Below are 15,702 nucleotides of genomic sequence, written 5' to 3'. Positions count from 1 at the left end.
TTCCATGGGGCGGCGCGTACATCTAGATCTCGTGCTTGCGGATGTTCTTCAGCATTTTTTGCAGCGTCGCGATCAGCGCCGCGTATTCGGCATCGTCGATACCGTCGAACATCGCCTCGAAGGCATCATGCATGGCCGGCCAGGCGCGGGTGAACAGCGCTCGCCCGTCATCGGTAAGAAAAACATGGCGGATGCGGCTGTCGGTGACGCCCTGCTCGCGCCGCACCAGGCCCTGGCCTTCCAGCGTATCGAGCGTGCGGCTCAAGGTCGACTGCTCGATGACCGTGTAAACCGAGAGATCGTTGACGGTGACGCCGTCGGCGACCGAGAGCACGGCGAGCGTTCGTACCTGCGGGATGGTCAGGCCCTGCTTGCGGAAGTCGTCGCGCAAGGTGGCGTTGTAGCGGCCCATAATGCGGTTCATCAGGTAGGGCGCGAATTGCTGCAGGCCGATCTGGCCGAGGGTCGAGATGCGCTGGCGCTTTTCGACGAGCTTCTGTTCCATCACAGCCTCCCCGCCAGAAGGAAGCCGGAACCGCCGCCGAGGCCGGCGCCTGGATGGGTCGAGGCGCCGATATGATAGAGGCCCTTGATGCCGGTCTCGTGGTTGCGGCTCGCCTTGAACGGCCGCCATAGGAAGGACTGGTCGATGGTCGACGAGCCGCCATAGGGATCGCCGCCGACAAGGTTGACGTTCATGGCTTCAAGATCGGCCGGCGAATAGGCGCGGCGCGCAATGACCGTCTCGCGGAAACCGTCGATGTGGTTGGCGAGGATCGCCTCGACGCGGTCGGCATAGGCTTCGCGCAGCGCCTCGGTCCAGCGGCCGTCGGCGGGCGCTTCGAGCTTGCCGGCAGCATCACCCCTGATGTGGCGCGGCGCTTCCGGAAGCTGCAGCCACAGGATCGCCTTGCCATCGGGGCAGCGCGACGGGTCGAGCGCGTGCGGCTGGCCGACGCAGATAGTCGGCACCTGCGGCAGCAGACCGCGCACCGCCTCGTTGCAGGCCTTCGACACGCCATCCAACCCAGGGGTCAGATGCAGCAGCGCCACCTTGTCGAGGCCCTCGCCGCGCCAGGCGGGCGGCTTGTTCAGCGCATAGTGGACCTGGAAATTGCCCTTGCCGTAGCGATAAACGCGCGTCGCTTCGACGTCGCGCTTCGGAGCCGCATCGCCGAGCAGGCGGCCATAGAGCTGCGTCGGCGTGACCGAGCAGATGACGCTTTTCTCGGCGTTCAACGTCTCGCCGGAGGCGAGCCGCACGCCGCTGGCGCGGCCGCCGGTCTGGACGATCGAGGCGACGTCGGCGTTGACGCGGATCTCGCCGCCGCGTTCCCTGATCAGCGCCTCGAACGCCGCGAGCAGGTTCTTGGCGCCGCCCTTGACGATCGGCGCCCCGGCGGCCTCCAGCGCGAAGGCGATGACCTTGGCGATCTGGCCGGAGAAGGCGTCTTCCGGGCCGAGCCCGGCATGCAACACCCAGGGCGCCCAGAGCGCGCGGACGAGGTCGGAACTGTAAGTCGTTTCCAACCAGCCGCGCGCGGGCACCAGCGCCTCGCCCATGAAGGCGGCAAGGTTGCGCGGGCCTCGCCGCCAGGCCTCGCCTGCGACGAGCTTGGTCGTCGGATAGGACCACAGTGCGCCGCCGAGCAGGCCGAACAGCAGCCCGGCATTGCGCTCGATGCCGCTGACATCGCCGCCATGGCGGTCGCCGTCGCCGGAGGCGATCCGGTTCAGCGCCGCGACATTGGCGGCGTGGTCGGTGGTGAGCACGGCATGGCTGCCGTCGGGCGTGATCACGCCTGTCGGGGTGGCGGTGTGGCAGAACTCCAGCCCATGCCGCGCAAGGTCCTTGCCGAGCGCGGCAAAGGCCGGCGAGGTGATGAACAGCACGAAAGTCGTGGCCATCACATCATGGACGAAGCCAGGCGCCGTGATTTCCTCGCTGCGCACGCAGCCGCCGATACGGTCGTTGCGCTCGAGCACGAGCACCTTTGCGCCCTTGGCGCCAAGCATCGCCGCGCAGACCAGGGCATTGATGCCGCTGCCGACGATGATGTGATCGGGGGCGTTCATTGGGGGATGCTCCCGGTTGACGGGAAGTCAATCGCGCAGGACGGCGTTCCTTCGCGCCCCCCTCTGTCCTGCCGGACATCTCCCCCTCTAGGGGGGAGATCAGCCGTCATCGCGGCTTTCGCCAATTGTCTACGATGCAGGATTGAGCGGGGCGCCAAAGCTGCCAATCTCCCCTCTAGAGGGGGAGATGTCCGGCAGGACAGAGGGGGGCGCCGTAGAGCGCTAGCGCTACAGAACGGTCGTCCCAACGTCCCGATCACTCCATCGCCCGCAAGCATGATCTTCTCCCGAAGACCGTCGCCTCGCCTTACTTGCCCGGCACAAGGGCCAATGCGCGAATCGGGCTGCCGGTGCCGTGCTCGATCTTGAGCGGGGCGGCGATCAGGATCGCGCCCTTCGGCGGCAGCTGGTCGAGATTGCACAGGCTGGCCAGGCCATAACGGTTGGCCTTGTGCATCAGCGTGTGGGCCGGAAACGGCGGCTCCATGCCGCCGGCCTTGCCGGCGTCGGTGCCGATCGTCTCCGAGCCCCAGCCCTTGATGTCCTTGGCGATCAGGAACTGGATGGCCTCGGCCGTCGGGCCCGGCGTGTGCGGGCCGGTCTCGTTGGCGTTGAGGAACTCGGCCTCGGAGCCGTTGCGCTTGTACCAGTCGGTGCGCATCACAACCCACTCGCCGGGGTTGATGGCGCCGTGCTTGGCCTCCCAGGCCTTGATGTGGTCGACGGTGAGCAGAAAGTCGTGGTCCGCCGCCGCCTCCTTCGAGCAGTCGATGACGTTGACCGGGCCGATGAAATTCTGCGCCGGAATGGTGTCGGTGGCACCGTCCGGATAGTCCTTGCCGGTGATCCAGTGCTGCGGCGCATCGAAATGCGTGCCCGAATGCTCGCCGAGCTTCAGCCAGTTCCAGGCCCACCACGGGCCGTTCTTGTCGTATTTGGAGATGGCGTGGATCTCGACCTTCGGCGTGTCGACGGCGAGTTCCGGCGGCAGCTTGATCAGCGGCGTGTTCGGCCCGAGCGGCGCCGTCAGATCGACCACCTTGATGGCGCCCGAAAGCAGCTGGCCGGCGACCTCGCCGAGGAGTTTCTGCGTGTCCATGGTCTTTTGTTCCCTCTTGTTCGTGACCTTCAAGGCTCGTTGCGGCCCTTAATATACCTACTAGACGAAAACATATGCATCTGCAATTATCTTTAAGCATAAAGCATTTTTGGGGCGGGGCGTGAGCGAGTTCGACGCCATCTTTGTCGGGGCGGGCCACAACAGTCTGGCATGCGCCGCGCATCTGGCGCTCAAAGGCTGGAAAATCGCGGTTTTCGAACGCAGCGAGGCAATCGGCGGCGCCGTACGGACCGCCGAGTACACGCTTCCCGGTTTCCGGCACGATTTCGGGGCGATGAATTTGAGCCTCTTCGCCGGCTCGGCCTTCCATCGGAAATATGCAAATGAATTGAAAAGCCACGGACTGGAATTCGCGCCCGTGGCCGATTGTTTCGCCAGCGCCTTCCCGGACGGGACATGGTTCGGCGTCAGCAATGATCTCGAAAAGACGGCGTCGCGACTGGCCGCTTTCTCGGCCACGGACGCGGCCACGTGGCGCAAGCTGGTCGGGGCCTTTCCGGGCGAAGCCGAGCATCTGTTCCGCCTGCTGGGCTCGCCGATGAGCGCAAGGGCGCTGGCCGGCACAGGCTGGAATCTCTGGCGCAAGAAGGGTTTTTCCGGCGCGCTCGATACGGCCCGATTGCTGTTGTCATCGCCGCGCGCGTGGCTCGAGCAGAATTTCGAGACGCCGCATGTGCGCACGACACTCGCGGCCTGGGGCATGCATCTCGATTTCGCTCCCGACATCGCCGGCGGCGCCGTGTTCCCTTATCTGGAATCGATGGCCAACCAGAGTTTCGGCATGGTGCTCGGCAAAGGCGGCGCCGATACCATCATCCTGGCGCTTGCCGGCATGCTCAAGGCGGCCGGCGGCAAGATCATAACAGGCGCGGAGGTGTCGGAGATCACGGTGGCCGGCAGCCGGGCGTCGGGCGTGCGGCTGGCATCCGGCGAAACCCATGCCGCAAGCAAGGCGGTCATTGCCGGCGTCGCGCCCAAGGCGCTGGCAGGCAAGCTTCTGCCCGACGGCTCCGGCGACGCCGGCTTCGATGCGGCGATGAAGACATTCCGCCACGCGCCGGGCACGATGATGATCCATCTGGCGCTGGACGACCTGCCCGACTGGAGCGCCGGCGCCGAGCTTCGCCAATTCGCCTACGTGCATCTGGCGCCGTCGCTCGACGCCATGTCGCGCACCTATCAGCAGGCGATCGCTGGCCAACTGCCGGAGCAGCCGGTGCTGGTCGTCGGCCAGCCGACGGCGGTCGATCCGTCGCGCGCGCCGCCAGGCAAGCATGTGCTGTGGGTGCAGGTGCGCATGCTGCCAGCGCAGATCGTCGGCGATGCCGCGGGCAAGATCGCGCCCGCGCACTGGGATGCGGTAAAGGACGCCTATGCCGAGCGCGTGCTCGACATCGTCGAGAGCTATGCGCCGGGATTGCGCAAAAAAATCCTCGGCCGCGCGATCTTCTCGCCGCTCGACCTCGAGCGCGAGAATCCGAACCTCGTCGGCGGCGACCAGATCTGCGGCAGCCACCAGCTCGCGCAGAATTTCCTGTTCCGTCCGGCGCGCGGCTTCGCGCGCTGGAACACGCCGGTCTCGAACCTTTACCTCACCGGCGCCGCGACATGGCCCGGCGCCGGCACGGGCGCAGGTTCCGGCTTCATGCTCGCCCAACAGCTGGGAGGGAACTAGAGCATGATCCCGAACCGAAGGTCAGCGAACGCAAAAAGTGGGAACCGGTTTTCGGGAAAGATCATGCTCCAACAAAGGGCTAGAATTCCGGGATGGACAAGGCGCGGTTGCCCACCACCGAATAAAAATGCCGCGCGGACAAATGATAACCAACAAGGGGAACGACCATGACCATCAACAGACGTGACTTGCTTGGATATGGCGCCGCGGCGATCGGTGCCGCCACGTTTGGCCTGCCGAGGGCGGCAAACGCGGCGGACGAGCTCACCATCGCCTACAACGTCAACCTGCCTTCATGGGACCCGACAACCGGGCCCTCCGCTGTCAATCCGACCATCCAGGGTCTTTACCAGTCCGTGTTCGATCAGATCATCGGCCAGAAGCCGGACCTCTCCTTCACGCCGGGCCTGCTCACCGAATGGGGCTGGAACGACGACCGCACCAAGGTGACGATGACGGTGCGCGACGGCGTGAAATGGCATGACGGCTCGCCCTTCACGGCCGAGGACGTGGTGTGGTCGCTGCAGCGGGCCGGCGACGAGAAGACCGGCAATCCGATCCAGTTCGTCTGGAAGAACGTGAACAACTTCAAGATCGACGGCAACAAGATCACCGGCGACGTGGTGCAGTTCGACCCGGTCTATTTCAAGTGGATGTCGTTCCTGACCGGCTACATCCTGCCGAAGGCCTATTACGAGAAGGTCGGCGCGGAAGGCTTCGAGAAGGCGCCGATCGGCACCGGTCCCTATATGGTCGACAAGTTCGAGCGCAATGCGTTCCTGCGGCTGAAGGCCAATCCACACTATTGGGGCACCAAGCCCGCCTTCGAGAACGTGACGATCAAGTTCGTCACAGACGCCGCAAGCCGCGTCGCCGAGATCGAATCCGGCTCCTCGCAGGTGACGCTCGAAATCCCCTATGAGGAATATGACCGGCTGATCGCCAAGGACGGGCTGGCCGGCTCAATCAAGAACGTCTCCGACATCGGCATGATCTTCTTCAACGACATCGAGGCAATGCTGGACAAGAACGTCCGCCAGGCCGCCGTGATGGCGGTGGACAAGGAGCTTCTGGTCAAGCGGCTGCTGCGCGGCTACGGGCAGCCGATCGCGACGCTGGAGACGCCGGAATACACGGCCTTCGATCCCTCGATCAAGGTCGAGCACAACCCGGAGAAGGCCAAGGAGCTGCTCGCCGCTTCCGGCTATTCGCCTAAGAAGCCGGTCAAGTTCACGATTCAGACGACCAAGGGCTTCAAGCCCAAGGATTACGAGATGATCCAGGCGATCGTCGGCATGTGGCGCAAGGTCGGCATCGAGGCCAATATCGAGGTCTACGAGATCGCCAAGCATTACGAGCTGCGCGCCGCCGACAAGCTGGCGCCGGCCGCCTTCTACAACTGGGGCAACTCGATCGGCGATCCGACCACCTCGACCGGATTTGCCATGTATGGCCCAAGCCCGCATTCGGTGTGGGACAGCCAGGACCTGATCGACATGATCAACCCGTTGTGGGGCGAGAAGGACGAGGCCAAGCGCATCGCCGGCTGGAAGGCCGTCGACAAGTACATCGCCGAGCAGGCCTACGTGCTGCCGCTGATCCAATATGCGCAACCGATCGTGCATTCGAAGAAGGTCAATGTCGTGCAGCATGTGTCCGGCGCGCTGCTGCCGGCGCTGATGACCCCGGCCTGAGTGTCGGCCTTGACCCCTGCCGGTCTTCGCCCGGCAGGGCCCCTCATCCGGCCGCTTCGCGGCCACCTTCTCCCCGAGGGGAGAAGAGACTAGCTCAGCCGTCTGCGACCTCTTCTCCCCCCCAGGGAGAAGGTGGCCCGAGGGCCGGATGAGGGGGAGTCCGTTCAGAGTGATTAGGGCGCATGCTGCTGCAAAGATTCCTCGTTCGTCTGCTGACGATGATGGTGACGCTTTTCGGAGTCGCCGTCGTCGTCTTCGTCGTCATCCGCGTCGCGCCCGGGGACCCGATCGCGATGATGCTGCCGCCCGGCGCCAGCAATGACGATATCGCGCGGCTGCGCGCGCTCTATGGACTCGACAAGAGCATCGTGCAGCAATTCTTCATCTGGCTCGGCGGCGTGCTGCATGGGAATTTCGGCACGTCAATATCATTGCGTCAGGACGTGCTCGGCCTCGTCTTCAACCGGCTGCCGGCCACGCTGGAGCTTGCGACGGTCGCGCTGCTGATGGCGATCGCGATCGGCACGACCGCCGCGCTCCTCGGCGCGCGCTCACGCGGCACGGCGATAGAGGCCGGCATCGACGTCGCCAGCGGCGCGACGCTCTCCATCCCCGATTTCCTCTGGGGCCTGGTGCTGATTCTGCTGTTCGGCGTGCTGGTCCCCGTCTTCGACATTTCCGGCCGCGTGTCGCCGCAGCTCGATTTGCCCTTCGCCACCCAGTTCTATCTGGCCGAGAGCATTCTCAGGCTGCGCTTCGATCTCACCTGGGACCTCATCAAGCACATGCTGATGCCGGCCGTGGCGCTGGCGCTGCCGCTGGCGGCGATCATCGCTCAATTGCTCAAACAGTCGCTGAAGGAAGTGCTCGACCTCGACTATGTGGTGCTGGCGCGCGTGAAGGGTTTTTCCGAGACACAGGTGATCCTGCGCGAGGCGCTGAAGAACGCGGCGCTGCCGACGCTGACGCTGGTCGGCGTTCAGTTCACCTTCCTTATCGGCGGCACCGTCATCGTCGAGCGGCTGTTTTCCTATGAAGGCCTCGGCAACATGGCGATCGACGCCGTCATCAACCGCGACCTGCCGCTGATCCAGGGCATCGTGCTGGTCTTCGCGCTGCTCTTCGTGCTGATCAACCTCGCCGTCGACATGACGTATGCGCTGCTCAATCCGAGGCTGCGCCATGGATGAGGCAAGTGTCGCCAGGCGCGGTTTGGCTCCGAGGCTGTGGCTGGCCGGCGGCTGGCTTCTGCTGGCGCTGCTCGCGGCCATCTTCGCGCCATTGATCGCGCCGCAGGATCCGCTGGCGCAGGATCTGATGCTGGAGCGGCTGCCGCCCTTCTGGCTGGACGGCGCCGAGCCCGGCTATTGGCTGGGCACCGACAGCCTGGGACGTGATCTGTTGTCGCGGCTGATCTTCGGCGGCCGCATCGCCTTCATCGTCGCCTTCGCGGCGGCGACGTCCGCCTGTGTTCTCGGCTCGGCGCTGGGGCTGATCGCCGGCTATTTCGGCGGCTGGCCCGACCGCATCATCTCGCGCATCGTCGATGTCTGGATGGCGTTCCCACCGGTGCTGTTCGCGATCCTTCTGGTAGCGGTGCTGGGCACCGGCTTGAGCTCCATCATCCTCGCCATCGCGATCATCGATTGGACGCGCTTCTGCCGGGTGATCCGCGCCGAGGCGATGAGCCAGGCGCGCATGGATTATGTCGAAAGCGCGCGCATCGCCGGCTATGGCCGTATCGGCATCATGCTGCGCGAAGTGCTGCCCAATGTGCTGCCGTCGGTGGTGGCGCTGCTGTCCCTGGAGATGGGCATCGCCGTCATCGTCGAGGCGATCCTGTCCTTCGTCAATCTGTCGATCTCGACCGACGACCCGACCTGGGGCAGCATCATCGCCGAGGGACGGCTGTCGATCCACCAGGCTTGGTGGGTGCTGGTGTTCCCGCTCATCACGCTGATCCTCACCGTGCTTTCCTTCAGCCAGTTCGGCGAAGCGCTGAAGGCGCGCTTCGATCCGGTGCTGCGATGAGCGCGTGCCTGGAAATCCGCGGTTTGAGCGCCGTGCTGCCCAACGGCCAGCGCGTGCTGCGCTCGGTGTCGCTTGCCGTGCAGCCGGGCGAGGTGCGCGCGCTGGTCGGCGAAAGCGGCGCCGGCAAGACGATGATCGGCAAGGCGGTGCTCGGCGTGCTGCCGAAAAGCGTGCGCATCGTCGAAGGCGAGATGCTGATCGAGGGCGAGGACCTCGGTCGCCTCGATGCCAAAGCGCGGCGGACCCTGATCGGCGCGCGCACGGCGCTGATCCCGCAGGATCCGCTCACCGCGCTCAACCCGTCGCGCCGCATCGGCCCGCAGATGACCGACCGGCTGGTGCGCATCCTCAGCTGGAGCGGCGAGAGGGCGGACCAGCGCATCCGGCAGTTGCTCGACGAGGTTCAGATCCGCGATCCCGAGCGCGTGCTGAAAAGTTATCCGCATGAATTGTCCGGCGGTATGCGCCAACGTGTGCTGATCGCGGCGGCGTTCGCGGCGGAGCCCCGATTGATTGTCGCCGACGAGCCGACGACGGCGCTGGACGTGACAGTGCAGAAACAGATCCTGCGGCTCATCGCGCAACTGCAGCGCGATCACGGCACGGCGATCCTGTTCGTCACCCATGACCTCGGCGTGGTTGCCAAGATCAGCCAGAAAGTGTCGGTGCTCTATGCCGGCAAGGTGGTCCAGGAAGCCGAGACCGAGGCGCTGTTTGCGGCACCGCAACACCCCTATACGCGCGCGCTGATGGCGGCGACACCGCGCTACACCGACCCATACGCCTCGCTGAAGCCGGTGGACGAAAGCGTGCTTGCCGGATTGGCCGCAGAGATCGCCGCCGCCGACAAGGACTGGAGGCCCGGCCATGGTTGAGCCGCTGATTTCCGTGCGCGGGCTGAAGGTGGCGCTGCCCGACATGACGCGCAAGCCGCTGATCGGCCGCGCGCCGCTGGCCGAGATTCTCAACGGACTGGATTTCGACCTGCCCAAGGGCTCAGTCACCGGCATCGTCGGCGAATCCGGCTCGGGCAAGTCGACGCTCGGTCGCGCGCTGGTCAGGCTGATCGAGCCTAGCGCGGGTTCCATCGGCTTCGAGGGGCGCGACATCAGCCGTCTTTCGGAAACCGAGCTGAGACCGCTGCGCCGCGACCTGCAGATGATCTTCCAGGATCCAATGTCATCGCTCAATCCGCGGCATACGATCTTCAACATCATCGCCGCACCCTTGCGGCAGAACGGGCTTGGCGACCGGCTGAAGGAACGCGTCGCGGAAGCGCTGCAGCGCGTCGGCCTGCCGCAGAGTTTTGCCAGCCGCTACCGCCACGAATTGTCGGGCGGCCAGCGTCAGCGTGTCGGTATCGCACGAGCGCTCGCGCTGTCGCCGAAATTCGTGCTGGCCGACGAGATCGTCTCCGGCCTCGACGTCTCGACGCAGGCGCAGATCCTGACGCTGCTGGAAAAGCTGGCGGCCGAGATGGGGCTGACGGTCGCCTTCATCAGCCACGATTTGTCGGTGATCCGGCGGCTTTGCCGGCAGGTCATCGTGATGCGCGAAGGCAGGATCGTCGAGGCTAGCGCCACGGACGCGCTGTTCGAGAACCCGAAGGAGACTTACACGCGCGACCTGCTCGCCGCCATTCCGCTGCCGGAAATCGACCCGGACTGGCTGCGGCCCAAGGCGTCGGCATGACGTGAGTTTTGATCCGCACGCCGACCAGCGGGCCTCGGATGTGCGCAAGGACAAGTCAGCCCGCCAACGGAGGGTGACATGAAATACGTAATCCAGGCGGCGATCCTCGCGGTCTCTTTGTTCGGCGCAATGGGAGTGGCTTCCGCGGATTCAATCCCCGGCATGCGCGGGCACGACCACACCGGCATCACCGTGCCCGACATGAAGCAGGCCGTCGACTTCTTCACCAATGTCGTCGGTTGCAAGAAGGCGATGTCGTTCGGGCCGTTCGCCGACGACAAGGGCACCTTCATGCAGGACCTGCTTGGCGTCGATCCCAAAGCGGTGATCGAAGAGATCACCATGGTTCGCTGCGGCTACGGATCGAACATCGAGCTGTTCAAATATACCGTGCCCGACCAGAAGGATTTGACACCGAAGAACAGCGATATCGGTGGCTTCCACATCGCCTTCTATGTCGACGACGTCGCCGCCGCGAAAACCCATCTCGAGGCCAAGGGCGTGAAGACCCGGATGGGACCGCTGCCGGTGAAGGAAGGGCCGGCTGCAGGCCAGACCATCCTCTATTTCCAGGCGCCCTGGGGTCTGCAGCTGGAGGCGATCAGCTACCCCGAAGGCATGGCGTATGAAAAGGACGCCGAGACGGTGCTGTGGAGCCCGAAGGATCCGACCAAGTGATGCACCAAACAGGCCGGCGTCGATCGTTCAATTATAAAACTTTAAGCTTGAAATAATCGCCGACCAGCGCGATACTGACAGCTGGGTCGCCGGCCTGCCGGCGTTCCCGATGCCTTAGAGCGTTTCATGCAATTCCGGACGGAAAACCGCTACGCATTTTTCCTGGAATTGCTCTAGAGGAGATCGCAAGACATGAAGGTTGCGGTTCTCGGCGGCGGACCAGCCGGACTCTATTTTGCCATTTCGCTCAAGCTGCGCGATGCCGCGCATGAGGTGACGGTCTATGAGCGCAACCGACCGGACGACACGTTCGGCTGGGGCGTGGTCTTGTCGGCGGAGACGCTGGAGAACCTGACCAGGAACGATCCGGTCAGCGCCGTCTGGATCAAGAAGCATTTCGCCTATTGGGACGACATCGCCGTCATTCATGACGGCGTGCGCACGGTGTCTTCAGGTCATGGCTTTTGCGGCATCGGCCGCAAGCGGCTCCTGATCCTCTTGCAGCGGCGCGCCCGCGAGCTCGGCATCAAGATGATGTTCGAGACCGATGTTTCCGACCCGAAACCCTTTATGGAAACGCATGACCTGGTGGTCGCCGCCGACGGGTTGAACTCTAAATCCCGCGCCACGTTCGCCGACGTCTTCAAGCCGGACATCGACACCCGCAAATGCAAGTTCGTGTGGCTCGGCACCACGCAGAAATTCGACGACGCCTTCACCTTCATCTTCGAGAAGACCGAGCATGGCTGGGTGTGGGCGCATGCCTACCAGTTCGACAGCGAGACCGCGACCTTCATCGTCGAATGCAGCGAAGCGACCTGGGCTGCGTTCGGCTTCGGCCAGATGACGCAGCAGGAATCGATCGCGGTCTGCGAACGCATTTTTGCAAAGCATCTCGGCGGCCACCCGCTGATGACCAACGCCAACCACATTCGAGGTTCGGCCTGGATCAACTTCCCGCGCGTGCTGTGCGAGCGCTGGTCGTACAAGAACCTGGCGCTGATGGGCGACGCCGCGGCTTCAGCGCATTTCTCGATCGGCTCCGGCACCAAGCTGGCGCTGGAGAGCGCGGTGGCGCTTGCCGACTATGTCGAGTCAGAGCCCGACCTCGAGGCGGCCTTCCGCAGGTATGAGGATGCGCGGCGCACCGAGGTGCTGAAGCTGCAATCGGCAGCGCGCAATTCATTGGAATGGTTCGAGGAAGTCGAACGATATCTCGGTTTGGATCCAGTTCAGTTCAACTATTCGCTGCTGACCCGCTCGCAGCGCATCAGCCATGAGAACCTTCGCCTGCGCGATGCCGAATGGCTGGCGGGCGCCGAGGAATGGTTCCAGCGCAAGGCCGGCGCCGGCGGCAACAGCTTACGCCGCGCGCCGATGTTCGCGCCGTTCAAGCTGCGCGACATGACGCTCAGCAACCGCATCGTCGTCTCGCCGATGGCGCAGTACAAGGCGGTCGACGGCTGCCCGACCGATTGGCATTTTTCGCATTATGCCGAGCGTGCCAAGGGCGGCGCCGGCCTGCTCTATATCGAGATGACCTGCGTCAGCCCGGAAGGGCGCATCACGCCCGGATGCCCGGGCTTCTACAGACCGGAGCATGAGGTCGCGTGGAAGCGGCTGGTCGATTTCGTCCATGCCGAGACCGAAGCAAGGATCTGCGCCCAGATCGGCCATTCCGGCGCCAAGGGCTCGACCCGGGTGGGCTGGGAAGGAACCGACGTGCCGCTGCCGGACGGCAACTGGCCGGTGATGGCGCCTTCGGCCGTGCCATGGTCGCCGAAGAACCAGGTGCCGAAGGCGATGGACCGCGCCGACATGGATCTGGTTCGCGATCAGTTCGTCGCCTCGGCCGAGATGGCCAAACGCTGCGGCTTCGATATGCTGGAGATCCATGCCGCGCATGGCTACCTGCTGTCAGCCTTCATCACGCCGCTGACCAATCGCCGCACCGACGACTATGGCGGCTCGCTGGAAAACCGCATGCGCTATCCGCTGGAAATCTTCCATGCGGTGCGCGCAGTGTGGCCGGCCGAGAAGCCGATCTCGATGCGCATTTCGGCCAATGACTGGGTCGGCATCGAAGGGGTGACGCCGGCCGACGCGGTCGAGATCGCCAGGCTGCTGCATCAGGCCGGCATCGATCTCTGCGACGTGTCGGCCGGGCAGACCACCATCGCCGCCAAGCCGGTCTATGGCCGCATGTTCCAGACGCCGTTTTCCGACCGCATCCGCAACGAGGTCGGCATGGCGACGATGGCGGTCGGCAATATCTACGAGCCCGACCATGCCAACTCGATCCTGATGGCCGGCCGCGCCGATCTGGTGGCGCTGGCCAGGCCGCATCTTGCCGATCCGTACTGGACGCTGCACGCGGCGGTGACGCTCGGCGACCGCGGCGTCAAATGGCCCGATCCCTATCTGCCGGGACGCGACCAGATCTACCGGCTGGCCGAGCGGGAAGCGGCGGCGGGGCTCAAAGTATGAGCGCCGTGCGCGAAATTGCCGGCAAGCACGCGCTGGTCACCGGCGGCGGCTCCGGCGTCGGCAAAGCCATTGCGCAAGCGCTGGCGGCAGAAGGTGTGGCCGTCACCATATGCGGGCGGCGCGAAGCAGCGCTGGCCGAGGTTACAAAGGAAAACGACCGCATCTTTGCCGTCACCGCCGATGTCACGAACGAGGCCGACATGGCGGACGTGTACCAGAAGGCGGAAGCCGCACGCGGGCCCTTCGACATCGTCGTGGCCAATGCCGGCATGGCGGGCAGCGCGGCGGCGCACAAGACCGCGCTGGCCGACTGGCAGCGCACGCTCGACGTCAATCTCACCGGCGCCTTCCTGACCGTGAAGCCGGCGCTCGCCGGAATGCTCGCGCGAAAGACAGGCCGGATCATTTTCATTGCCTCGACCGCGGGCCTCAAGGGTTATGCCTATGTCGCACCTTACGTCGCGGCCAAGCACGGTGTTGTCGGGCTGATGCGGGCTTTAGCGGCCGAGACCGCCAAATCCGGTGTCACCGTGAATGCCGTGTGCCCGGGCTTCGTCGAAACCGAGATGCTTGAAGAATCCGTCCAGCGCGTCGTCGAGAAGACCGGACGTTCCACCGACGAGGCGCGCGCGAGCCTTGCGGCGACGAACCCGCAAGGGCGTTTCATCCAGCCGGAAGAAGTCGCGGCGGCGGTGCTTTGGCTATGCAGCGACGCCGCGCGGTCGATCACCGGGCAGGCCATTTCGATCTCGGGGGGCGAGACATGGTAGCGGGACCGACTTCCGCCGGACCGGGCAAGGACAGGCTGCGGCTGTGGATACGCCTGCTACGCGCCTCGCGCACCATCGAGGCCGAGTTGCGCGAACGGCTGAAGAAGGAATTCGACACCACACTGCCTCGCTTCGACGTGATGGCGGCGCTCTACCGCTCGCCGGAAGGCATGCTGATGAGCGACCTGTCGCGCTTCCTGCTGGTGTCGAACGGCAATGTGACGGGCATCGTCGACCGGCTGGTTTCGGAAGGGCTGGTGACACGGGCGCGGCGCAATGGCGACCGCCGCACCTCGATGGTGCGTCTGACCGAGGAAGGTTCGAAATCCTTCGCCGCGATCGCCGCCGCGCATGAGAATTGGGTCGGCGAGCTGCTCGGCAATGTCAGCGAGGACGAGGCGCGGCAGCTGACCGGCATGTTGAAATCGTTCCGCAGCAATTGGGAGGGACGCGAATGAGCGCCATGGCCAAGCTCAAGCCGAAGCACTTCCTCTGGCAGGTCGAAGGCAAGGTTGCGAAGATCCGGCTCGACCGGCCGGAGCGCAAGAACCCGCTGACCTTCGACAGCTATGCCGAGCTGCGCGACACGTTTCGCGAGCTCGTCTATGCCGACGACGTCGATGCCGTGGTGTTCCTGCCCAATGGCGGCAATTTCTGTTCGGGCGGCGATGTCCACGACATTATCGGGCCGCTGGTCAAGATGGACATGAAGGCGCTGCTTGCCTTCACGCGCATGACCGGCGACTTCGTCAAGGCGATGCTCAACTGCGGCAAGCCGATCATCGCGGCCGTCGACGGCGTGGCGGTCGGCGCCGGCGCGATCATCGCCATGGCCTCCGATATCCGCATCGCCACGCCCGAGGCAAAGACCGCCTTCCTGTTCACCCGCGTCGGGCTTGCCGGCTGCGACATGGGCGCTTGCGCGATCCTGCCGCGCATCATCGGCCAGGGCCGCGCGGCCGAGCTGCTCTACACCGGCCGCACCATGAGCGCTGCCGAAGGCGAGCGCTGGGGGTTCTACAATCGCCTGGTCGAGCCGGCGGCGCTCGAGGCCGACGCGCTCGACATGGCGGCGCGCATCGTTTCCGGCCCGACCTTTGCGCATGGCATCACCAAGACACAGCTCAACCAGGAATGGTCGATGGGCCTCGAGCAAGCGATCGAGGCGGAAGCGCAGGCACAGGCGATCTGCATGCAGACCGGCGATTTCAAGCGGGCGTACAAGGCGTTCGCCGCGAAGGAAAAGCCGGTGTTCGAGGGGAGTTGAGGATGGGTGTGTTCTTGGAGAGGTTGGCGGGACAGTGCCCCCCTCTGGCCTGCCGGCCATCTCCCCCTCTAGGGGGGAGATCGGATGTCGCCCCCGCTTTCGCCAACCACCAACGCCGCAGGATTGAGCGGGACGCCAAAACTGCCAATCTCCCCCCTACAGGGGGAGATGTCCGGCAGGACAGAGGGGGGCGCCGTAGAGCGCAACGCCCT

At 64.8% G+C, this 15,702-nt stretch carries 14 protein-coding genes; 11 read left to right on the top strand and 3 right to left on the bottom strand.

Features of this window, described 5'->3' with window-relative positions; all coding sequences use genetic code 11:
• Positions 1-22 precede the first annotated feature (22 nt).
• The 3 genes from LB525_RS15075 to LB525_RS15060 all read right to left on the bottom strand — a co-directional run bounded on the left by LB525_RS15075 (position 23) and on the right by LB525_RS15060 (position 3,175).
• Positions 23-505 (bottom strand): MarR family winged helix-turn-helix transcriptional regulator, encoded by a 483-nt coding sequence (locus LB525_RS15075; RefSeq protein WP_224545191.1) that lies wholly within the window; start codon positions 503-505, stop codon positions 23-25.
• Positions 505-2,076 carry a phytoene desaturase family protein gene (locus LB525_RS15070; protein WP_224545190.1) on the bottom strand — a complete coding sequence of 524 codons (1,572 nt, stop codon included), beginning with the start codon at positions 2,074-2,076 and terminating at the stop codon, positions 505-507. Before LB525_RS15070 ends, LB525_RS15075 begins: the two co-directional genes overlap by 1 nt.
• A gap of 307 nt (positions 2,077-2,383) precedes the next feature.
• Positions 2,384-3,175 (bottom strand): cyclase family protein, encoded by a 792-nt coding sequence (locus tag LB525_RS15060; protein ID WP_140843822.1) that lies wholly within the window; start codon positions 3,173-3,175, stop codon positions 2,384-2,386.
• A gap of 121 nt (positions 3,176-3,296) precedes the next feature.
• On the opposite strand from LB525_RS15060, the gene LB525_RS15055 reads away from it, so the two are divergent.
• The 11 genes from LB525_RS15055 (at position 3,297) to LB525_RS15005 (ending at position 15,490) form a co-directional block, all read left to right on the top strand.
• The gene (locus tag LB525_RS15055) at positions 3,297-4,871 is read left to right on the top strand and encodes a phytoene desaturase family protein (RefSeq protein ID WP_224545189.1); all 1,575 of its coding nucleotides are present in this window, start codon (positions 3,297-3,299) and stop codon (positions 4,869-4,871) included.
• A gap of 167 nt (positions 4,872-5,038) precedes the next feature.
• Complete coding sequence (locus LB525_RS15050; RefSeq protein ID WP_224545188.1) at positions 5,039-6,565, top strand: ABC transporter substrate-binding protein; 1,527 nt, start codon at positions 5,039-5,041, stop codon at positions 6,563-6,565.
• 182 nt (positions 6,566-6,747) lie between these two features.
• Positions 6,748-7,755 (top strand): ABC transporter permease, encoded by a 1,008-nt coding sequence (locus LB525_RS15045; protein ID WP_224545187.1) that lies wholly within the window; start codon positions 6,748-6,750, stop codon positions 7,753-7,755.
• Positions 7,748-8,596 carry an ABC transporter permease gene (locus LB525_RS15040; RefSeq protein ID WP_224545186.1) on the top strand — a complete coding sequence of 283 codons (849 nt, stop codon included), beginning with the start codon at positions 7,748-7,750 and terminating at the stop codon, positions 8,594-8,596. Before LB525_RS15045 ends, LB525_RS15040 begins: the two co-directional genes overlap by 8 nt.
• Entirely contained in the window at positions 8,593-9,471 is an 879-nt protein-coding gene (locus LB525_RS15035) for an ABC transporter ATP-binding protein (protein ID WP_224545185.1), read from the top strand. The genes LB525_RS15040 and LB525_RS15035 overlap by 4 nt, the downstream gene beginning before the upstream one ends.
• Entirely contained in the window at positions 9,464-10,288 is an 825-nt protein-coding gene (locus LB525_RS15030; RefSeq protein ID WP_224545184.1) for an ATP-binding cassette domain-containing protein, read from the top strand. The genes LB525_RS15035 and LB525_RS15030 overlap by 8 nt, the downstream gene beginning before the upstream one ends.
• A 78-nt stretch (positions 10,289-10,366) precedes the next feature.
• Complete coding sequence (locus LB525_RS15025; RefSeq protein ID WP_224545183.1) at positions 10,367-10,966, top strand: VOC family protein; 600 nt, start codon at positions 10,367-10,369, stop codon at positions 10,964-10,966.
• A gap of 192 nt (positions 10,967-11,158) precedes the next feature.
• A complete protein-coding gene (locus LB525_RS15020) occupies positions 11,159-13,453 on the top strand; it encodes a bifunctional salicylyl-CoA 5-hydroxylase/oxidoreductase (protein WP_224545182.1) in 2,295 nt (764 codons plus the stop codon).
• Positions 13,450-14,223 (top strand): SDR family NAD(P)-dependent oxidoreductase, encoded by a 774-nt coding sequence (locus tag LB525_RS15015; protein ID WP_224545181.1) that lies wholly within the window; start codon positions 13,450-13,452, stop codon positions 14,221-14,223. Before LB525_RS15020 ends, LB525_RS15015 begins: the two co-directional genes overlap by 4 nt.
• Positions 14,217-14,681, top strand: coding sequence for a MarR family winged helix-turn-helix transcriptional regulator (locus tag LB525_RS15010; RefSeq protein ID WP_140543119.1), 465 nt, complete (start codon positions 14,217-14,219; stop codon positions 14,679-14,681). The genes LB525_RS15015 and LB525_RS15010 overlap by 7 nt, the downstream gene beginning before the upstream one ends.
• Positions 14,678-15,490, top strand: coding sequence for an enoyl-CoA hydratase family protein (locus LB525_RS15005; RefSeq protein ID WP_224545180.1), 813 nt, complete (start codon positions 14,678-14,680; stop codon positions 15,488-15,490). The genes LB525_RS15010 and LB525_RS15005 overlap by 4 nt, the downstream gene beginning before the upstream one ends.
• Positions 15,491-15,702 lie beyond the last annotated feature (212 nt).

The organism is Mesorhizobium sp. CA16 (assembly GCF_020165175.1).
In the GTDB taxonomy this organism is placed as follows: Bacteria; Pseudomonadota; Alphaproteobacteria; order Rhizobiales; family Rhizobiaceae; genus Mesorhizobium.
This window is presented reverse-complemented; position numbering and strand designations above follow the sequence as displayed.